Below are 19938 nucleotides of genomic sequence, written 5' to 3' on the forward strand. Positions count from 1 at the left end.
GCGTGAACTCCGTAACTGATCGACGCAGGTCTCCGGCGTCAGCCGGCGCATTCGGTCGATTCCGACCCTGGGGTACCGCCGAATCCAGCTGGGTGACGCGGGTCCCGGCCATGGGCCGGCCGGGAACGGGGTGCGCCGGTTCCCGGCCGGTGGAGCGCGGGTCAGTGGGTCACCCATACCCGGGGGTGGGATCAGCTCGTCGAGGCCGCGGCTTCCTCGATCATGTGCTCGATGACATCCGGGTGGCTGATCATGACGACGTGGGACGCGCCCGGCACCTCGACGACGTGCGCGTGTGCCCGCCTGTACTCGAACCGCTCCAGGTCCGGGGGGATCGACTTGTCGGCGCCGGCGACCACGCCCCAGGACGGGATGGTGTGCCAGGCGGCGGCGGTGGTCACGTCGGTGAAGGAGGAGGCGCTGAAAGGCCGCTGTTCGGCAGCCATCAGTTGAGTCGTCTTCTCCGGCAGGTCGGCGGCGAACACGTCGCGCAGCCGGTCGGGCCGCAGGTACAGGTCGGTTCCGGTGGTGCCGTCGGGATTGGTGAACGGCACCTGGTTCAGCGCCGCCTGGATCTCGCTGCCGGGGTACTTCTGGATCAGGTCGCCCAGCTTCTCGCCGGTGTCGGGGACGAACGCGGCGACGTAGACCAGGGCCTTGACGTTCGGGTTGCCAGCCGCCGCGTTGGTGATCACGGCGCCGCCGTAGGAGTGGCCGACGAGGATGATCGGACCCTTGATCGACTTCAGGACGCTGGAGATGTAGGGCGCGTCGGTGGGCAGGCCCCTCAGAGGGTTGGCCGGGGCGATCACCGGGAAGCCGTCCTTCTGCAGCCCTGCTATGACGCCGTTCCAGTTGGAGGCGTCGGCGAAGCCGCCGTGGACCAGGACGACGGTGGGCTTGGCCGCCGACGTGCTGTCGGCTGCTGATGCCGCGGGGGTCGGCGTGGCCACGGCTGCGGCGCCGACCAGGGCCGCCGCCGCGGCGGCACCGAGGACATAGTTCCGGCGTCTGTGTGAGGACTTCATGATGGTGCTCCTGTTACGGGATGGCTGGCGTCGCCCCCCGGTAGGGCGTGCAGCGGCTGCCGGGCCGCGCTGAGGCGTCGCCGAAGGGTGCACAGAGTTCAGGCGGTGACTGCAGGTCCCGTCCGGAAGGCAGTCGAGGCGTTCGGCGCCCGCCGACCGGCTGTGGCGGGTCGTTCGGCGGGCGCTGCCGAGGATGGTGTGGCGGTGCGATCAGCCGCGGGCTGCCTGCTTGATCAGGTCGGCCGTGGCGGCCGGCTGCGAGAGGTAGACGGAGTGGCTGCCGGGTACTTCGACGGTCTGGGCCCCGATTCGCTCGGCCATCGCGCGCTGCGCGGGCGGCGGGATCATCCGGTCGTCCTGGGCGACGAGGTACCAGGCCGGCTTGGTGCGCCAGGCCGACCGGGACACCGCGCCGCTCAGGGCGTCCAGGCCCCAGGGCACCTGGGAGTCGGCCATGAACTCGGCCTGGGCACGGGGCAGGTCACCGGCGAAGGAGTCGGCGAACTTGTCCCGGTCCAGGAACAGGAAGCCGTTGTCCGGCGGCAGGATCGGCGGGACCGGGGCCCCCGGCGGCGGGTCGGCGATCAGGGTGCTGACCGACTCGCCCTTGTCCGGGGCGAACGCGGCGACGTACACCAGCGATGTCACCTTCTCGTGAACGCCGGCCTCGGTGATCACCGCACCGCCGTAGGAGTGGCCGACCAGGGTCACCGGTCCCGGCATACCGTCGATCACCTGGCGGGTGGCGGCCACGTCACCCTCGAGGGAGAACGTGGGGTTCTGCACGACGGCCACGTTGTAGCCGTCGGCCTTCAGGGCCTCGTAGACGCCCTGCCAACCGGAGCCGTCCACGAATCCTCCGTGGACCAGCACGACATTCCCTCGTTGCGAGTTGTCGTTCATCAACCCTCCAGTGTCTTCCGGGCCTGGCGATCGGCCCCTGTGAAGGACACTAGGAACACCGCCGACGCGGCCGCCCCCGTCATGTGACGTAGTTCGTGGCCCGCGAGCGGCTCACTGCCAGAGGAACGGCTCCAGCGCGTGCCTGAGCGTGGTCGACGACGGCCACGCTGTGTGCGACCCAGCGCGCCGGCTCACGCCCAGTCCCAGCCGGCGTGAACATCGCGTCGCCGCATTCACCAGGACCACCGTGCGCACGGCCCGGGTGAGCACCAGGACCGCGGCCTACTTTTTCACCCCGTTTAGCCTGGCGGCTTCGCTGTCCCGCCGTTTGACTACGGGCATGTCGATGACGACCGTGGACGCAGTGCGCGCGCCACCTGGTGGGATGAGGAGTTCCTTGCCTGTTCGGGGTGGGGCACGCTGTTCGGTCGACCAGGGCTCCTGTGACGCGTAAATCAGCGATGCTTTTCGACACCCGCAGCATTTTCTGTCGAGTGAGTCTCCCGATCCCGCTCGATAGCGAACGTAAGAAGGTGTAGCCATGGTCGACCGAGCCACTGATCGCACCACGTTCAGTGCTTCAGCCCTCGGCCGGTCACCCGGCGATGAAGACAGGTCGCTGGTCGGCCGTGAGGCCGACATGGATCGGCTCGGCGTCTTCTTGGCCGGCATCCCGCGTAGGGGTGGATCGCTGGTGCTGCTGGGGGAGCCGGGAGTCGGGAAGACGGCGCTGCTCGCCACTGTCGCCCGGGAAGCCGAGGCCGCAGGGGTGCGAGTTCTGCAGACCGTGGGTGTGCAGTACCGGGCGCAGGCCAGTTTCGGCGCCTTGCGGCAGTTGCTGACTTCGGTGCCGCACAACCGGTCGGAAGCGGCGAGCGCACCTGTCCTTGCCGCGGCCCTTGGCTCTGAGCGAGGCACGGCGCGCGGGCACGACGCGGTCGCCGAGGCGGTGGTGTCACTGGTCGCGGATCTTTCACGCGACATGCCCACACTGCTGGTGCTGGACGATGTGCAGTGGCTGGACCGGGCCAGTGCCGTCGTCCTGGGGCAGGTGGCTCGTCGGCTTCTGGGCACCGGCACCGGGATGGTGTGTGCGGCCAGGCCCGGGGATGAGAGCTTCTTCGACCGCAGCGGGCTTCCGCTTCACGAATTGGGTCCGCTCAGCGAGGCCGCTTCCGAGGAGTTGCTCAGCCGTCGCTTTCCAGCGCTGGCCCCTCGGGTTCGACGGCGCCTGATGGCCGATGCCGAAGGCAATCCGCTGGCGCTGCTGGAACTCCCGGCCGCCCTGACCGATTCCCAGCGGGCCGCGTCGCAAGCCTTGCCGAAGCGCATTCCGCTGACCCAGCGACTACAGACGACATTCGCCTCCCGTATCACGACCTTGCCGGCAGCCACGCGGCACCTGCTGCTCGTAGCGGCGTTGGAGGGCAGCGGCAACATGCAGATCGTGCGCCGGGCGGTGGCTGGGCGGTGCAGCCTGAAGCACCTCGCTCCCGCAGAGCGCGTTCAGCTCGTCCACATCGACGACACGACCGGCCGCCTGGCGTTCCGGCACTCGCTCATGCGCTCGGCGGTGGTGGACCTGTCGACCAGCGACCAGCGACGCAACGTACACCGCGCACTCGCGGAAGCATGGATCGGGGTCCCCGAGCAGCGGGCCTGGCATCTGGCGCAGGCCGCGGTCGAACCCGACGAACAGATCGCAGCCCTGCTCGAGGAGGCCGCCGACGTCAGCGTCCGCCGCGGGGACGGGCCGAACGCGGTAGCGGCGTTGGTGCGCGCCGCCGAGCTGAGCCCGGGAGGGTCCGAGCAGGCCCGACGGCTGGCCAAGGCCGCGTACGTCGGCGCGAACCTCACCGGCGACCTGCGTGACGTGCCGCGCCTGCTGGACGACGCGCGACAGGCCGCCCCGGATGCGTCCTCCCTGGCTGTGGCGGTGGCTGCCGCGGTGTATCTGCTCAACAGCTACGGAGACGTCGACACCGCCCATCGCCTGCTCTACGGCGCGATCGTCCTCCAGCCCGACCCGTACGACCTGACCGATGCCACCCTGCTCGAGGCGCTGTCCACACTGTTGTTGGTGTGCATCTACGGCGGCAGACGCGAGCTGTGGTCGGACTTCGACGCGGCGTTGTCGAAGTGCACCTCGGTGCCGGACACCGTGCAGCTGTTGCGGGCCACCTTCGCCGACCCGGCCCGAGCCCGCCCGTCCGACTGGGCCCGGCTCGACGCCGCCATCGCGGCACTACCCGGCACGTCGGATCCGATACGGATTGTGAGGATCGGTACCGCCGCCGCCTATGCGGACCGCCTAGGTGCGTTGGAAGAGCCGATGCGGCGCACGGCGTCCGGCGGACGCACCGGGGAGAACATCTTCCCGGCCATCCAGGCCTCGTTCCTGTGGGGCAGTCATGCCTGGTTCACCGGCCGGTGGTCGGAGCTTCGAGAAGTCGCCCACCACGGGCTGGGCCTGTGTGAGGAGTTCCACTATCCGCTGCGTTCCTGGACCGGGAAATTCGTGCTGGCCTGCGTGTCCGCGGCCTGCGGCGAGTTCGCGGCCGCCCGTGGGCTCGCCGATCAGATGGACCAGTGGGCCAGGTCTCGCCGCGCCCATGCCGTCCGCCAGTACGCCGCCCATGCCAGGACGCTGATCGCCCTGTCGCAGGGCGATTTCGAAGAGGCCCACCAACACGTCGCCACGATCGCGCCGACCGGATCACTGCCGCCCTTCGTCGGACACGCGCTGTGGGTGATCCTGGACCAGGTCGAGGCGGCGGTGCGAACCGGTCGGCGCGAGAAGGCCCTTGACCACATCGGGGCAGCCCGGGACGCCGGTCTGGACGCTGTCTCACCGCGGTTGGCCATGGTCCTTCTCGCCTCCGCCGCCATTACAGCCGAAGACGACGAGGAGGCAGTACTCAGGTTCGGCGAAGCTCTGGCCGTCGAGGGGGCCGAGCGCTGGCCCTTCGACCATGCCCGCATCCAGCTGTACTACGGCGAACGGCTCCGCCGCGGCAAAGCCCCGGCCCGGGCCAGGCACTACCTGGGCGCCGCTGCGGAGATCTTCGGGCGGCTCGGCGCCAACCCGTGGACCGACCGGGCCAACAAGGAGCTACGCGCCTGCGGCAGCCCCATACGCGCCCAGCCCCGGCCTGATGGCGCCGCGCTGACGCCGCAGCAGCGGGAGATCGCGAGTCTGGCGGCCGCAGGCCTGTCCAACAAGCAGATCGGGGAGAGGCTCTTCCTGTCTCCGCGAACCGTCTCCACCCATCTCTACCAGCTCTTCCCGAAGCTGGGTGTCACGTCCCGGGCTGCCCTGCGGGACGCGCTGGAGGAGCTGGACCGGCCGTGAGTGTCAAGCCGGCTCACCCGCCGGGAACTACGTCAGATTGCGGGAGCCCCTTGATCGGCGCTGCTCCTAGTGTCCTTGACGGGGCCGGTCATCAGGTCCGGAAGACACTGGAGGAACGATCAACGACAGCTCAACGGCCAAGCGCCACGGCCACCCGGACTCCGGGCATACAGGCATCATGGTGAGCTGACGGGGGAGAAGACCATGACCGATCACGCTGCCGATCTGCTGATCCGGGCCGCGGCTGTGCGCACGCTGGTGCCCGGCCGAGGCGCGCCGCGGGAACCGGCGGTGCGGGGCGACCGTATTACGTCCTCAACACCTTCGCGCTGCGGCCGGCGGGCATCACCGAGGACACCCCCGTACCGCCGGGCGGAGCCATCGGGCGTGCCCCAGCACGCCGACCGCATCGCGCAGGAGTGCGTCGCCGGCCTGGTCACCAGGCGCCGCGGCGAGGGCGCCCTGTCCTCCGCGGCCCCGCCTCGGGTGCGCGACGGTCTCCCCGTTGCACCTCTCGTGGATCGTCGTTCCGTTCTTCCTCTTCGACACCATGACGCGGGTGCGGCGTTTGACTGGCACGGCGTCAGAAAGATCAGCAACAGGTCAGTGTGAGTCCTCGAACACCCGGCGACAGCTGACCACGCATCCGAAACGTTGTAGCCTCCGAACATCGCCCTTGACCTGCAAAAAGCAGGCAGGGAGCAGACAAACCGGGAGTTTCTCCATGCTTCGTACCATGTTCAAGTCCAAGATCTAGCGTTTGGGTGTTTCCGCAGGTCATGGCGCTGATCGCGGCCTCCGGGTCAGCAAAAGGTCAGCATCGGGCCGAACGGTGTCCGGCTTGCTGACCTGCGCCTAGGGCAGGGGCCGCCTGTGCCGCTCATCGCCCTGCTCGGAAGGCTTGATGCGCGCAAGCAACGTGAAGAGGCCAGCTACGACACGCGGATCGTCCACTACGGCTCGAATGATGGTGGGGCAATGCGCGTGTGGTGAGGTAAGCCGACGCCGGTCAGACCTGGGTGTGGAGGGGCCCGAGTTGTAGGTGATCGCGTCGGTGACTGCCTGCGGCAGGTCGAAGGCGTGGTCTCGGGGGCGTGGTGCAGGTTGAGGACGATGTGTCCCGCGTCGGGCAGGACGGGGTCGCGTACGTACGGCGGGGCCGGAGCCGTGGGTCACGAGGGGGCGATCATGCCGGCGGAGAGGTCGATGTCCGCGCCGCAGAGTCCGGGCATGGCGAGCATCGCCACCAGGGCCTTCGCCACTTCCTCCTCCTCCACCAGTCTGCCCAGGGCCGCCCGGGAGGCGAACGCCCGCTCGGCCTCTTGCGGTGTGCTGCCCGTCAGTTCGGCCTCCAGCCTGAAGTTGCGGTCCATGCGCGGGCCGCGCACCGGGCCAGGGGAGAGGGAGTTGACGGCGACGCCGTGGGGTCCGACCTCAGCGGCGAGGGTGCGGGTCAGGCCCAGCAGGGCCATCTTGGAGGCGGTGTAGGGGGTGCGGTTGAGGAGGGGGCGTTTGCCGCTGACCGAGGCGATGTTGACGATGTCACCGTGGCCGGCCGCGATCATCGAGGGAAGGAAGGCCCGGCACATCAGGTAGACGCCGCGTACGTTCGCGGAGAAAACCCCGTCCCACTCGTCGGGTTCGACCTCGGTGAGAGGCTTCACCGGGCCCGCGACGCCCGCGTTGTTGACCAGGACGGAGACGTCCTCCTCGGCGAGTGTGTCCGTGAGTGCCGTGACCGACGCCGGGTCCGACACGTCGCACACCGCGGTGCGGGCCGTGCCACCCTCCATGGCCACACGACGAGCCGCATCGGAAAGGGCCTGCTCGTTGCGGCCGACGAGGATCACCCGGGCCCCGGCCCGGCCGAGGCCGGCGGAGAAGGCCAGCCCCAACGGGCCCCCTCCGCCGGTGACCAGTGCCGTACGGCCCCTCAGGGGGAGGGTGGTCATGCTCGCACCGCCCAGGGAAGTTCGTCTCCCGCGGCCTTGGCGGCTCGTACGTCGCCGGACCGGGCGTGTCCCTCGAACAGCTCGATCCGGGCGGCCCGGCCGCAGAGCCGGCCCAGCAGGGCCTGCGACTCGGTGTCCGTGACCTGCTGGTAGGTCACCGTCTTGAGGTACTTGCCGACCCACAGACCGCCGGTGTAGCGGGCGGCGCCGCGCGTGGGCAGCACGTGGTTGGTGCCGATGACCTTGTCGCCGAAGGACACGCAGGTGCCCTCGCCGAGGAACAGCGCACCGTACTGGGTCATTCGCTCCAGTGCCTCGCGCGGGTCGGTGGTGAGCACCTCCACGTGCTCGTAGGCGAACTCGTCGGCCAGCGTGTACAGCTCGTCCATGGAGTCCACCACGATCACCTGGCCGTGGTCCCGCCACGCCGGCTCCGCGAAGTCCTTCGTCGGCATGCCGGGCAGCAGCCGCTCCACCTCGGCGATGGTCCGCTCGCCCACTTCGCGGGAGGTGGTGATCAGCACGGCGGGGGAGTCGGGGCCGTGCTCGGCCTGGGAGAGCAGGTCGACGGCGCAGACGAACGGGTCGGCGTCAGCGTCGGCCAGCACCAGGATCTCGGTGGGGCCGGCGAACAGGTCGATGCCGATCTCGCCGAACAACTGCCGCTTGGCCTCGGCGACGTACGCGTTGCCCGGCCCGGTGATCAGGTCCACCGGTCGCATGGTGTCGGTACCGGTGGCCATCGCGGCGACGGCCTGGACACCGCCGAGCAGCCAGATCTCGTCGGCGCCCGCCAGGTGCGCGGCGGCGACGGTCGCGGCGGGGACCTCGCCGCGGATCGGCGGGGTGCAGGCGACGACCCGGGGCACGCCCGCGACCTTCGCCGTGACGATGGTCATGTGGGCGGAGGCGGTCAGCGGGTAGCGGCCCCCGGGGATGTAGGCGCCCGCGGCCTGGACGGGGATGTGCTTCTGACCGAGCTTCACGCCGGGCAGGGTCTCCACCTCGAACTCGCCGAGGGAGTCGAGCTGGTGGCGGGCGAAGGTGCGCACCTGCTCCTGCACGAAGCGGATGTCCTCGATGACCTGGGCGGGCACAGAGGAGACGATCTCCTCGATCTGCTGCGGTGACAACCGGAAGGACTCCGGGCTCCATCCGTCGAACTTCTCGGAGTACTCGCGCACTGCCGTGTCGCCGCGTTCGCGGATGTCCGCGATGACGTCGGTGACCGTGGCGCGCACGGCGTTCAGATCGACGATGACCTGTTCCTTGGAAACGGCGGTCTTGAGAAATGTCTTCGCCACGGTGGTGCCTTTCTCGGATGCTTGGGGGGTGTTTCGCCAGAGGGGGCGGCGGGTGCTGATCACGTCCCGGTCACACGGGCGGGGCCTCGAACAGCACGTCGGGGTCGTTGAACTGTTCCTTGGCCACCGACTCGCTCATCGGGTCGGCGGTGCCCCACTGGTCCTGCGTCAGCGGATCGTCCACGTCGTGCCGTCCGGGGTGCCACAGGTCCTCCTCCAGGACGGCGAGTTCGGTGGTGTACTCGACGGTGTTGCCGTGCGGGTCGTGGAAGTAGGCGAAGGTGTTGTCGCCCGCGAGGTGGCGGCCGGGCCCCCAGGTCAGGCGTGTCCCGGCGCGCAGCGCCCGTCCGGTGCCGCGCATGTACTCCTCCACTCCGCGCATCTCGAACGAGGCGTGGTGCAGGGAGATATGGGGGCCGCGCGCGATGGCGAAGGAGTGGTGCAGCGGGTTGCACCGCATGAAGTACATGAGGTCACCCATGTGCTGCGAGAAGAGGGTGTCGGAGAGTCGGAAGCCCAGGTGCCGGGCGTAGAAGTCGCGAAGTCCCGCCGGATCGGTGGAGTTCACCACGCAGTGCGAGAGCCGGACCGGGACCGCCTCCCTCTCCTCGATCTTGCGGTGGACCCGGTTCTCCACGTCCGCGGAGACCTCGACGACCCTCCCGTCGGGGTCGAAGAACCGAAAGCCGTAGCCGCCTCCCGGAGTGTCCATGGCGCCCGGTTCGCTGACCAGCGGGACGTCCGCGGTGCCCAGCCGTGCCGCCAGCTCGTCGACATCAGCCACCGAGGCGGCGCCGAAGGCGACCAGGTCCATGCGCTTGCGCTGGTCCTTGCGGATGCGGACGACGTACTGCTCGGGGCTGCCCTCGGCCGCGAAGAATGCGATGCCGCTGTCGTTCGCGATCTCGGTCAGTCCCCACACCTCGGTGTAGAAGGTGCGCTGCCGGTCGAAGTCGGGCACAGCCAGGTCGAAGTGACGCAGATGGGTGATGGGCTGGAAGGCGTCGGAAGAGGTCGCGGTCATCGGATGCTCCTGACGGTGTTGCGCTGGTGCCCGAGGCCGGTGATCTCGGCCTCCATGACGTCGCCGGGCGCCAGGAACACGTTCCAGTGGGCGCCGTTGCCGGCCGGCGAGCCGGTGAGCAGCAGGTCTCCCGGGCGCAGGGTGCTGGTGGTCGACGCGTAGGCGATGAGCCGGGGGATGTCGAAGATCATGTCCTTCGTCGACTCGTCCTGGCGTACGACTCCGTTGTGGCGCAGGGTGATCCGGACGTCGGACGGGTCGCCGACGAAGCCGGCCGGCACCAGGAACGGCCCGGTCGGCAGGAAGGTGTCGGCGTTCTTGGCGGTGAACCAGTCGGTGCCGATGGCCTTCAGATCCGGGCGGTAGAGCCGGTCACGGGTCGTGATGTCGTTGCAGATCGTGTATCCGGCGACATACGACCACGCGTCCTTGGGGGCGATGTTCCGCCCTTCACGGCAGATGACGAGCGCGAGCTCCAGCTCCCAGTCGTGCTGCTCGCCGAGCTCCGGCAGCATCACCTCGTCGTAGGGGCCGCAGATCGCGCGCGGCGAGCCGAGGAAGATGTACGGCACGCCGTTGCGGGCGCGTTCGTCCATCATCTTCTCGGCGTCGGCCCGTGCCTCCTCCGGGGTGGCCCCGTGCACGCTCACCTTCTCGGCCGCGACCAGATCCTCCACGTGACGCCGGTAGTTGGCACCCGACTGGAGGATCTGGCCGGGCTCGATCGGGGCGTGCACGCGCAGGTCGGCCAGGTCGTGCCAGGTGCCGTCCGGTGTCTGCGGTTCCTCGGCGAGAGCGGCCAGCCGCGGCAGCACCCCGTCCCAGTCCTCGACCAGCGCACGCACCGACGCCGCCACGTCCGACAGATCGCGCACCCGGGTGGCGGTGACCAGTCCCGGGAACGGATCGCCGCCATAGCGGCTGAAGGTGCCGAGCGCGAACGGCCCGGCGTGCAGGGGTAGACGGTCAGGCACGAGCGACTCCTCGTCCATGGACAACAGGGGAAGTGACAGGAAACGGGATGCGGACAGGGCATCCACCGCGAACGCTAGGCAGCAGCGAGTGCCCGGCGGAAATGGTCATCGGCGATGCCAGCCATCACGTTCGGCCACTACTCCCCGTCACCCCAGATCGCGCATGGTTCCCGGCTGGTCCATCGCCGTAGGGGATGGATGACGTGCTGATTCGCGATGCCCGAATCGGTTGACCGCGCGGTCGCCACTCACGGAGGGTCATGCAACGCAGACCCGACGGCGGGCGTCGGGTGTGCTGGACCGTCGCACCCGGCACGTCAGGAGAATCTGGTGATCGTCGAGCACGCGGAGCTGGCCGTGTCGGCCGGCCAGGAGCAGCAGTTCGAGGCGGCCTTCGACGAGGGACGCAAGGTTCTGGCCGAGGCCGACGGCTTCCGCTGGGCCGAGTTGCTGCGCTGCGAGGAGCGGCCGCAGACCTACCTGCTGCTCGTCGGCTGGGACACGGTCGAGGCGCACATCGTCGGTTTCCGCAGCTCCGAGCGGTTCCAGCGCTGGCGTTCCCTGGTGGGCCCGTACTTCGACGGGGCCCCGGTCGTCGAGCACTACAGCGAACTCGGGGACCGCTTCACCGGCTGACGGACCGGCCTTCCCCTACCTCTCATCTCACACGGCAAGGAATGCCCATGGCAGTGGACAAGGTGCTCGTCGTCGGCGGCGGCATCACCGGAAGCGTGTTGTCGCTCGCGCTGACGCAGCGAGGCGTCGACGTCGACCTGGTCGAGATCTCACCTCAGTGGTTCGGTGTCGGCCACGGCATCACCCTGCAGGGCAACGCGCTGAAGGCGCTGCGCTCGGTGGGCGTCCTGGACAAGGTGCTCGCCCGGGCGGTGCCCTTCGACGGTCTGCGACTGCGCCAGGCGGACGGCGAGCTGATCACCGATCTCGCGGTCGCCCACACCGGCGGACCCGACCTTCCCGCGACGGCCGGCGCGCTCCGCTCCGACCTCCAGAACGCCCTGTGCGACGCGGTGTACGCCCAAGGGGTGCACGTCCGGCTGGGCCTCACCGTCGAGCGATTGGAACAGTCGACCGGCCGTGTGGACGTGACCTTCACCGACGGCAGCACGGGCAGCTACGACCTGGTCGTCGGCGCGGACGGCATCAAGTCGCACATGCGCTCCCTGATCGGCATCACCGTCGAGCCGCGCCCGGTCGGCATGTCCATCTTCCGGGTGGTCGCCGACCGCCCGGCCGAGATGGACGGCCCCGAGGTCTACTACGGCGGCCCCCGCTACAAGGCCGGCTACAGCCCCATCTCCCCGGACAAGTGCTACGCCTACCTGCTGGACGAGAACCTGGACGCCTCTCTGATGGGTCCGTCCGCCCCGGTGTCCCTGCTGCGTGAACGCGGCGAGGGATACGGCGGCACCTGGGGCAGGCTCATCGCCGCGCTGCCCGACGACACGGCGGTCGACTACCGCTGGATCGAGAGCGTGTTGATCGACGAACCGTGGTACCGGGGGCGGACGATCGTGATCGGTGACGCGGCGCACGCGTGCCCGCCCCTGGTCGCGCAGGGCGCGGCGATGTGCGCCGAGGACGCGGTGGTCCTCGCGGAGCTGCTCGTCGGTGACGACCCGGTCGAGGTCGCGCTCAAGGCGTTCATGGCACGGCGGATGCCCCGTGTGCGGATGGTGCTGGAGAACTCCCTGAAGCTGGCCGAGTGGGAGATCAACCCGGAGACGCCGGGGGCCCACCCCGCCCGGCTGATGACCGAGACCCTCGACGCGCTGCAGGCCCCGGCATGACCATGCCTGTCGTGGACTTCCACGGTCACATGGCCGTCCCCGCGGCGGACGAGCTGTGCGCCGGTACGGACGGACTCGCGGCCGAGTTCGCAGCCGAGCAGCGGGCGCACGCGCCCGAGTCGCTGGCGGCCAACCGCGCCAAGTTGTCCCGGCTGCGGCCCAGGCTGACCGACGTACGGGCAAGGCTGGCGGACCTCGACGCGATGGGCGTCGACATCCAGGTGGTCGGGCCGATGCCGATGCACCACTACTGGGCCGGCGAGGACCTCGCGCAGCGCCTGGCCCGTACGACCAATGAGGCGGTCGCCGCGCACTGCGCGCAGGCTCCGGAGCGGCTGTGCGGACTGGGCACCGTGCCGCTGCAGCACGCGCATCTCGCGGTGGAGCTGCTTCAGGAGGCGGTCACCGGACTCGGGCTGTACGGGATCAGCGTCTCCACCTCCGTCGACGGCCGTGAGCTGGCCGACCCTGCCCATGACCCGGTGTGGGCCAAGGCCGAGGAGCTGGGCGCGGTGGTGTTCGTCCACCCGTGGGGCTGTTCCCTCGGGGAACGGCTCGCCGTCCACTACCTCGGCAACACCGTCGGTCAGCCCGTGGAGACCACCGTCGCGCTGTCCCGGCTGATCTTCGGCGGCACACTCGACCGCTTCCCGGGGCTGAAGCTGGTCGCCGCGCACGGCGGCGGCTACCTGCCCACGTACATCGGCCGGTCCGACCACGCCTGGCAGGTACGCCAGGACGCGCGGGGCTGTGCTCACCCGCCGAGCGCCTACCTGCGGCGCATGTGGTTCGACGCCTTGGTCTACACGCCCCGGGGACTGCGCCACCTGGTCGAGGAGGTCGGTGCGGACCGTGTCGTTCTCGGCACCGACCATCCCTTCGACATGGGCGTCGAGGACCCGGTGGCGCGCCTGGACGCCGCGGGGCTGGACCCGGCGGCCCGGGCCGCGATCGCCGGCGGCAACGCCATGGACCTGCTGGGGACGGTCCGGCGGGCACCCACGCCCACCCACCACTGAGCACGGGAGAAGCACACGATGCGTTTCGCGACATACGAGCACGAAGGCGCCGAGCGCGCGGGTGTCGTCCGGGACGGGGTGATCCACCCGCTGCCGGACGGCACCACGGTGCTGTCCCTCCTGGAGAACGGGACGTTGCGGGAGGCGGGCGAGCGGGCCCTGGCCGGGGACGGCGGTCCGAGGGTCGAGGACGTCCGGTTGCTGCCGCCGCTGAAGCCGCCGTCGATCCGTGACTTCGTGGGCTTCGAGGCGCACATCGAGGGCGTCTCGAAGGCCCTGGACGGTCTGGAGCACGTCCCCGAGGAGTGGTACAGGGCGCCGAACTTCTACTTCACCAACCCGCACGCCGCCTACGGCGCCCACGACGAGGTGCCGGTCCCGGCCGGGTGCTCGGTGCTCGACTGCGAGCTGGAGGTGGCCGCCGTGATCGGCCGGCCCGGGCGGGACCTCGCGCCCGAGGAGGCCGGGGACCACATCGCCGGCTACCTGGTGTTCAACGACTGGTCCGCCCGTGACCTGCAGAAACCGGAGAAGAACCTCGGGCTGGGTTTCTCCAAGGGCAAGGACTTCGCCAACACCCTCGGCCCGTTCCTGGTGACCGCGGACGAGGTGGAGGACCGCAGGGACCCCGACGGGTTCCTCGACCTGGAGATGACTCTCACCATCAACGGAGAGCTCGTCGGCCGTGACACCCTCGCCAACTGCTCGTGGACCTTCGAGGAGATGATCGCCTACGCCAGCCGCGACACCTGGGTACGCTCGGGAGACCTGCTGGGCTCGGGCACCTGTGGCTGGGGCGCCCTGGCGGAGCACTGGGGCCGCAACGGCGAGCGGACCCCGCCCCCGCTCACCCCGGGTGACGTGGTGACGCTGACCGTGGAACGGCTCGGCAGCGTGTCCAACCGGGTCGTGGCGGGCCGCCAGGACGTCTACCTGCCCCGGGCGCGCAAGCGCGGGCGTACCCCGCGGCCCTGAGCGCGGGAACCGTAGAGCCTCACGTCCACAGGCCGCTGCGGCGGACCGCACCAGCACCACGGGTGGCGTCGCGACTGTTATCCGTGGCACCGATGGCTGGTATGGGTCTCGGTGACGGCCGCACGCCACCCCTTCCGTGCCCTGATTGCTCCCGGTTAAGCTCACCGCCCTGGTTAATCCCGCGTTTCGGCGCTCGTTCGGCGACGTTGCCGGAAGGGGACTCGGATGGGGCTCGGAACTATCGATCTCAACCTGCTGGTGGCGCTCGAAGCGCTGTTGCAGCAGAAGAACGTCACCCGGGCGGGTGAACGGCTGAACACCAGCCAGTCCGCGATGAGCGGCTCGCTGGCGCGGCTGCGCCGACACTTCGACGACGAGCTGCTGGTGCGGGTGGGCCGGGAGTACGAGCTGACGCCGCTCGCGGAGCGCCTCCTGCCCGTCGTACAGGCGTCGCTGCAGAAGGCCGAGGAGGCCCTGTCCCTGACTCGTCGGTTCGATCCGGCCACCAGCGACCAACGGTTCTCCGCCGTCATGTCCGACTACATGATGATGGTGATGGTGGAGCCGCTTCTGCGGGTCATCGGGCAGGAAGCGCCGGGCGTGCGCATCGACTTCCACCCCACGCCCGGACAGCTGGCGAGCGAGAGGCATCTGGCCTGTCACGATCTGCTGATCGCGCCGCTCGGCTACGGGGTGCCCGGGGTCAACGAGGCGGTGCTGCGCGACCGGTTCGTGTGCATCGTCGACCCGGACAACCCACGGCTGGTGGACGGGCGGCTGAGCCTTCGGGACCTGGCGGAGATGCCGCACGCCGCGGCCGGATTCGTCAAGAGCCCCACACCGTCGGACCGTCAGCTGGAAGTGCTCGGGATCACTCCGAGGATCCAGGTCAGCACCCCGGGTTTCAGTGTCCTGCCGTTCGTGGTGAGTGGCACCGATCTGGTGGCGGTGGTGCCGGAGCGGCTGGCCCGCCGGTACGCGGGCTTCGCGCACTGTGCCGTCGTACCGGCGCCGTTCCCCGACGAGCTGCCGCTGGTCGAGGCGATGTACTGGCATCACAAGCGCCATACGGACCCCGGACACACGTGGCTGCGCGGCGTGGTCCGTCGCGTCTGCGCGGAACTGGCCGAACCCGGCATGCCGGCTCCCGCCGCCGGGGATTCGACGACCGGCGCTGCCGCGGTTCAAGCCATGGCGGCTCCGGATGCCAGCCATCGGCAACAACCGTTTCCGCATCTCGTCTCCGCTTCCTAGCGTGAGTCCCGTGACGGGTACGGCCGAGTGCCCGGACGGGAACAGCAGGAGGAAGCCGTGAGTCGAAGGCGTCTGGAAGGCCGAAGCGTTGTCGTCACCGGCGCCGCCCGGGGCCAGGGTGCCGCCGAGGCGGAGGCCGCGGCCCGCGAGGGCGCCACCGTCTTCGCCACCGACGTCCTCGGCGAGGACGGCGAAGCCCTCGCCGCCTCCCTGACCGCCCAGGGCCTGGACGTCCACTACCGGCACCTCGACGTCTCCTCACCCGATGACTGGGCCGCTCTCGCCGACTGGCTGGAGGCCCTCGGCCGTCCCCTGCACGGCCTGGTCAACAACGCCGGCGTGCCGGTACGCGCGCGGCTCGGCGAGGTCGACGTCGCCGACTGGAACAGGGCCTTCGCGGTCAACACCACCGGCGCCCTGCTGGGCATGCAGGCCATGGCCCCGCTGATGCGCGAAGGAGGCTCGATCGTCAACGTCGGATCGGTCGCCGGCCTCGTCGCCCACCACGCGGTCGCCTACACCGCCAGCAAGTGGGCACTGCGCGGACTGTCGAAGGTCGCGGCACTGGAGCTGGCCCCCCGGGGGATCCGTACGAACATCATCCACCCCGGATACATCGACACACCGATCATGGCCAACGCCAACCCCGTGTTCGTGAAGGCGCATCTGTCGATGACGCCGATGAACCGGGCCGGGGTCCCCGAGGAGGTGGCACCGCTGGTGGTGTACCTCCTCTCCGATGAGTCGGCGTACGTCAACGGCGCCGAGATCACCGTCGACGGGGGATTCTCGGCACACGGCGGCACCAAGGCGTTCACCGACGCGCTCGACGCCGTATAGAGCCCTTCGCATTCTTTGCCTTTGACGCCCCGCGATGTTTTCCGCACCGCAGGGCGGGCCGCACTGTGCCCTTTTCCGGCACACGCTGATTCATTTGCCACGCTGAAAGGTGGACTGTATGAGCTGGACGTCTCGCCGGGTCGTCACCGGTCACGACGACAACGGAAAGTCGGTGTTCCTCTCCGACGGACCGCCGCCCGTGGTGCGGACCGCACCGGACGGCGCGGTCTTCCACGAGCTGTGGAACACCCGCGAAACGCCGGCCCTCATAGACCCTGACGAACCGGAGCCGACGCAGATCTCCCTGACCGTGCCGCCCGACCCCAACGGGACGAAGATCAGGATCAACGAGTTCCCACCGGGTGCCGTGTCACCGATGCACCGCACGCAGACCGTCGACTACGGCATCGTGCTGCAGGGCGAGGTCGTCCTGGTGCTCGACGACACGGAGACCGTGCTGCGGTCGGGGGACGTGGTCGTACAGCGGGGCACCGATCACCGCTGGGAGAACCGCTCCGGAGCAGTCGCCCGGATGGCGTTCGTACTTGTCGACGGCGCATTCTCCGACCGGCTCACTAAGCGGCTTCCCGAGGGAGTCATGGAAAGCCTGCTGACGGATCCCCATCACCCCTGATATCGCTGCCGAAGTGGCCGCGGATCAGCAGGATCAAACGCATCGTGCTCCGCGATGACACTCATGCGGATTGGCAATTTCCCTCGCAGTCGCCCGCTGTGTTCAATTCCAGCCATCACCGACTCCGGAATGGCGACGTTTCCGCCACCGCTCCCCAAGGAGAATCGTGTCCGAACAAAGGCGTTCACTCCGCAGATTCGCCCTCCCCCTGATCGTCGCGGCGGTCACCGCCGTCACCGCCGCCTGCGGCGGCTCCGCGAGCACCTCGGCCGGCGGATCCTCCGACTCCGGGACCTCCAAGGAGGCGCGCGCCGCCCTGGAGACGGCCTTCAAGGGCGCCACCGGCGACTTGCCGGAGGTCACCGCGAAGCCGAAGGCAGGGGTGAACCTGTGGGTCATATCCTGCGGCCAGCAGCAGCCCGGATGTGTGGAGCCCAGCGTGGCCGCCATGGCGGCCGGCAAGGCCGCAGGCTGGAAGACCAAGCTCTGTGACGGCAAGCTCAACCCCGGCGGCTGGGGGGCGTGCATCCGGCAGGCGATCAGCGCCAAGGCCGACGTGATCGTGCCCGTGGGCATCGACTGCCCGGCCGTCCAGGGCCCCCTCGGCGAGGCCAAGAAGGCCAAAATCATCACCATCGGGAACGGCGGCATGGACTGCGACGTAGCCGGCGGTAAGAAGCTGTACTCCGCGGTCACCACGCCCCTCAAGAGCATGACCCTCGCGGACTACCGCGCTCGGATGGGCGCGCTCCAGGCCGACTACGTCATCGGCAGGACCAACGGCAAGGCGAAGGTGCTCCTGGTCAACTTCACCGACCCGATCTGGGGCCCGATGATCACCAAGGGCTTCCGTGACGAGCTCAAGAAGTGCTCCGGCTGCGAGGTCGTCAAGCAACTCGACGTCGGCCTCCAGGACCTCGTCAACAACACGCTCGGCTCCAAGTTCTCCTCCGCCCTCCTCGGGGCGCCGACCGTGAACGCGGTCGCCTTCCCGATCGACGGCTGGCTGCAGGCGGGTATCGGCCAGGCCATTTCCTCCTCCGGTCGGAGTGCCCAGCTCACGGTGGTCGGCAACTTCGGCGACGCGGCCAACGCCGACGTCATCCGCAGCGGCGGCGCGCAGGACGGCGATGTCGGTTACTCCGCGAAGCAACTGTCGTGGGCCGCCGTCGACGACGCCGTCCGTCTGCTGGCGGGCCAGAAGCCCGCGGAGTCGGCGGGCGTCGGCCTCGTCGGCATCGACGCCGACCACAACCTGCCCAAGAAGGGCAGCTCCTACGAGCCGCCCGTCGACTACGTCAAGCACTACACCACCGGGTGGGGGAAGTAGTGAGCCGCCCGTCCGGCACGGCACTGCGGATCACCGGGCTGACGAAGCAGTTCGGCGGTACCACGGTGCTCCACGGCACGGACCTCCAGGTCCGTGCCGGGACCGTCCACGCGCTGCTCGGCGGAAACGGCTCCGGCAAATCCACCACCATCAAGATCCTCGCCGGCGCACACGGCGCCGACGGCGGCACGATCGAGGTCGGTGGGCAGAGTTGGGAAGCCCGGCACTTCTCGGCGGCCGCCGCACAGGCGGCCGGGCTCCGCTTCGTCCACCAGGACCTCGGGGTCTTCGACGACCTCACCGTGGCGGAGAACATCGCGCTCGCTTCCGGCTGGCCCACCCGGGCGGGCGCCCGGATCAGCTGGAGGGCTCTGCACGACCGGGTCGCCGACCTGCTGGAGTGGTTCGAGATCGACGCCGACCCCCGCGCCCCGCTCGGCACTTTGCGCCCGGCCGCCCGCACCATGGTCGCCATCGCACGAGCACTGCAGGAGACCGACCGGGACGACCTCATCCTGGTTCTCGACGAACCCACGGCGAGCCTGCCCGAGCACGAGGCGAGCTTCCTTCTGGAGTCCGTACGCCGGCGCGCCGACCAGGGGCAGACGGTGATCCTCGTCAGCCACCGCCTCAGCGAGGTCATCGCCGTCACCGACGACTACACCGTGCTGCGGGACGGCCGGGTCGCCGGCACCCTCGTGGACCACCGCCCCACGGAGTCTGAACTGGTGGAGCTCATCGCCGGGCGCGCAGTGGACGAGGCCGTGCGTCCGACCGCGAGCACGAGCCGGCCCCGCCCGGTGCTCACGGTCACCGGCCTGACCGGCGGCCCGCTCCGTGGCGTTGACCTCAAGGTGGGCGCAGGTGAGATCGTCGGCGTCGCGGGCCTGCTCGGCTCCGGCCGCACCTCGCTGCTGCGCACCCTCTTCGGAGCGCACCGGCCGACCGGCGGCACCATCGAACTCGACGGCGCCAGGGTGTCCTTCACCTGCCCCGGCGACGCGATGCGCGCCCGCGTCGCCTACGTCCCGGAAGACCGGGGCGCTGACGCCGCGTTCGCGGACCTCCCGCTGCGGGCCAACCTCTCGATGTCGGTGCTCGGCCACTACTGGCGGCGCTGGCGCCTGGACCACGGGGCCGAACGCAGCGACAGCCAGGACCTCGTGAGCCGCTACGGCGTGAAGGCACCCTCCGTCGAGGCGGCGTTCAGCACCCTGTCCGGCGGCAACCAGCAAAAGGCCGTACTGGGCCGTTGGCTGCGCCGCGACCCCCAGCTGCTGCTCCTCGACGAGCCCACCCAGGGCGTGGACGTGATGTCCCGCGCCGACATCTACACGGTGGTCCGCGGCACCGCTGCCACTGGTTGCGCAGTCCTCGTCGCCTCCTCCGACCTGGAGGAACTGGCGGCCCTGTGCGACCGGGTCCTCGTGCTGCACCAAGGCCGCGTCGTCACCGAGGCGGACGGCGAAGGGCTCACTGCCGACCGCCTCGTCCACCTCGTTCAGCGTTCACCGTCCCTCACCTCCGGAGTCAGGACATGA

16 protein-coding genes are annotated in these 19938 nt (G+C 69.8%); 10 read left to right on the plus strand and 6 right to left on the minus strand.

Annotated elements, in window-relative coordinates:
- Positions 1–191 precede the first annotated feature (191 nt).
- Both ACQPXS_RS40270 and ACQPXS_RS40275 read right to left on the minus strand, forming a co-directional pair.
- On the minus strand, positions 192–1028 hold the full coding sequence (locus tag ACQPXS_RS40270; protein ID WP_433454473.1) for an alpha/beta fold hydrolase: 837 nt from the start codon (positions 1026–1028) through the stop codon (positions 192–194).
- A 210-nt stretch (positions 1029–1238) separates the two neighbouring features.
- Positions 1239–1931, minus strand: coding sequence for an alpha/beta fold hydrolase (locus ACQPXS_RS40275; protein ID WP_433454474.1), 693 nt, complete (start codon positions 1929–1931; stop codon positions 1239–1241).
- Between the two features lie 541 nt (positions 1932–2472).
- On the opposite strand from ACQPXS_RS40275, the gene ACQPXS_RS40280 reads away from it, so the two are divergent.
- Complete coding sequence (locus ACQPXS_RS40280) at positions 2473–5283, plus strand: ATP-binding protein (RefSeq protein WP_433454475.1); 2811 nt, start codon at positions 2473–2475, stop codon at positions 5281–5283.
- Between the two features lie 1172 nt (positions 5284–6455).
- On the opposite strand, the gene ACQPXS_RS40285 is transcribed toward ACQPXS_RS40280, so the two are convergent.
- The 4 genes from ACQPXS_RS40285 to ACQPXS_RS40300 all read right to left on the minus strand — a co-directional run bounded on the left by ACQPXS_RS40285 (position 6456) and on the right by ACQPXS_RS40300 (position 10537).
- Positions 6456–7235, minus strand: coding sequence for an SDR family NAD(P)-dependent oxidoreductase (locus ACQPXS_RS40285; RefSeq protein WP_433454476.1), 780 nt, complete (start codon positions 7233–7235; stop codon positions 6456–6458).
- Entirely contained in the window at positions 7232–8539 is a 1308-nt protein-coding gene (gene hisD / locus ACQPXS_RS40290; protein WP_433454477.1) for a histidinol dehydrogenase, read from the minus strand. The genes ACQPXS_RS40285 and hisD overlap by 4 nt, the downstream gene beginning before the upstream one ends.
- 70 nt (positions 8540–8609) lie before the next feature.
- Positions 8610–9563, minus strand: a complete 954-nt coding sequence (locus ACQPXS_RS40295; protein ID WP_433454478.1) for a VOC family protein — start codon at positions 9561–9563, stop codon at positions 8610–8612.
- Positions 9560–10537 (minus strand): fumarylacetoacetate hydrolase family protein, encoded by a 978-nt coding sequence (locus ACQPXS_RS40300; protein WP_433454479.1) that lies wholly within the window; start codon positions 10535–10537, stop codon positions 9560–9562. Before ACQPXS_RS40300 ends, ACQPXS_RS40295 begins: the two co-directional genes overlap by 4 nt.
- Before the next feature lie 330 nt (positions 10538–10867).
- Between ACQPXS_RS40300 and ACQPXS_RS40305 the strand changes: the two genes are divergently transcribed.
- The 9 genes from ACQPXS_RS40305 (at position 10868) to ACQPXS_RS40345 (ending at position 19938) form a co-directional block, all read left to right on the plus strand.
- Positions 10868–11173, plus strand: a complete 306-nt coding sequence (locus ACQPXS_RS40305; RefSeq protein WP_433454480.1) for an antibiotic biosynthesis monooxygenase family protein — start codon at positions 10868–10870, stop codon at positions 11171–11173.
- Between the two features lie 47 nt (positions 11174–11220).
- The gene (locus tag ACQPXS_RS40310) at positions 11221–12345 is read left to right on the plus strand and encodes an FAD-dependent monooxygenase (RefSeq protein WP_433454481.1); all 1125 of its coding nucleotides are present in this window, start codon (positions 11221–11223) and stop codon (positions 12343–12345) included.
- Positions 12342–13364 (plus strand): amidohydrolase family protein, encoded by a 1023-nt coding sequence (locus ACQPXS_RS40315; protein WP_433454482.1) that lies wholly within the window; start codon positions 12342–12344, stop codon positions 13362–13364. Before ACQPXS_RS40310 ends, ACQPXS_RS40315 begins: the two co-directional genes overlap by 4 nt.
- A gap of 18 nt (positions 13365–13382) precedes the next feature.
- The gene (locus ACQPXS_RS40320; protein WP_433454483.1) at positions 13383–14339 is read left to right on the plus strand and encodes a fumarylacetoacetate hydrolase family protein; all 957 of its coding nucleotides are present in this window, start codon (positions 13383–13385) and stop codon (positions 14337–14339) included.
- A 225-nt stretch (positions 14340–14564) separates the two neighbouring features.
- Entirely contained in the window at positions 14565–15593 is a 1029-nt protein-coding gene (locus ACQPXS_RS40325) for a LysR family transcriptional regulator (RefSeq protein ID WP_433454484.1), read from the plus strand.
- 57 nt (positions 15594–15650) lie between these two features.
- Entirely contained in the window at positions 15651–16433 is a 783-nt protein-coding gene (locus ACQPXS_RS40330) for an SDR family NAD(P)-dependent oxidoreductase (RefSeq protein WP_433454485.1), read from the plus strand.
- A 118-nt stretch (positions 16434–16551) separates the two neighbouring features.
- On the plus strand, positions 16552–17067 hold the full coding sequence (locus ACQPXS_RS40335; protein ID WP_433454486.1) for a cupin domain-containing protein: 516 nt from the start codon (positions 16552–16554) through the stop codon (positions 17065–17067).
- A gap of 166 nt (positions 17068–17233) precedes the next feature.
- Entirely contained in the window at positions 17234–18397 is a 1164-nt protein-coding gene (locus ACQPXS_RS40340; RefSeq protein ID WP_433454487.1) for a substrate-binding domain-containing protein, read from the plus strand.
- On the plus strand, positions 18397–19938 hold the full coding sequence (locus ACQPXS_RS40345; protein ID WP_433454488.1) for a sugar ABC transporter ATP-binding protein: 1542 nt from the start codon (positions 18397–18399) through the stop codon (positions 19936–19938). Before ACQPXS_RS40340 ends, ACQPXS_RS40345 begins: the two co-directional genes overlap by 1 nt.

This window comes from Streptomyces sp. CA-142005 (assembly GCF_050942335.1).
In the GTDB taxonomy this organism is placed as follows: domain Bacteria; phylum Actinomycetota; class Actinomycetes; order Streptomycetales; family Streptomycetaceae; genus Streptomyces.

Coding starts and splice junctions, on each gene's coding strand:
- ACQPXS_RS40285 (WP_433454476.1), bottom strand. CDS start 7,235: ATGACCACCCTCCCCCTGAGGGGCCGTACGGCACTGGTCACCGGCGGA.
- ACQPXS_RS40275 (WP_433454474.1), bottom strand. CDS start 1,931: ATGAACGACAACTCGCAACGAGGGAATGTCGTGCTGGTCCACGGAGGA.
- ACQPXS_RS40280 (WP_433454475.1), top strand. CDS start 2,473: ATGGTCGACCGAGCCACTGATCGCACCACGTTCAGTGCTTCAGCCCTC.
- ACQPXS_RS40325 (WP_433454484.1), top strand. CDS start 14,565: ATGGGGCTCGGAACTATCGATCTCAACCTGCTGGTGGCGCTCGAAGCG.
- ACQPXS_RS40270 (WP_433454473.1), bottom strand. CDS start 1,028: ATGAAGTCCTCACACAGACGCCGGAACTATGTCCTCGGTGCCGCCGCG.
- ACQPXS_RS40315 (WP_433454482.1), top strand. CDS start 12,342: ATGACCATGCCTGTCGTGGACTTCCACGGTCACATGGCCGTCCCCGCG.
- ACQPXS_RS40295 (WP_433454478.1), bottom strand. CDS start 9,563: ATGACCGCGACCTCTTCCGACGCCTTCCAGCCCATCACCCATCTGCGT.
- ACQPXS_RS40310 (WP_433454481.1), top strand. CDS start 11,221: ATGGCAGTGGACAAGGTGCTCGTCGTCGGCGGCGGCATCACCGGAAGC.
- ACQPXS_RS40335 (WP_433454486.1), top strand. CDS start 16,552: ATGAGCTGGACGTCTCGCCGGGTCGTCACCGGTCACGACGACAACGGA.
- ACQPXS_RS40320 (WP_433454483.1), top strand. CDS start 13,383: ATGCGTTTCGCGACATACGAGCACGAAGGCGCCGAGCGCGCGGGTGTC.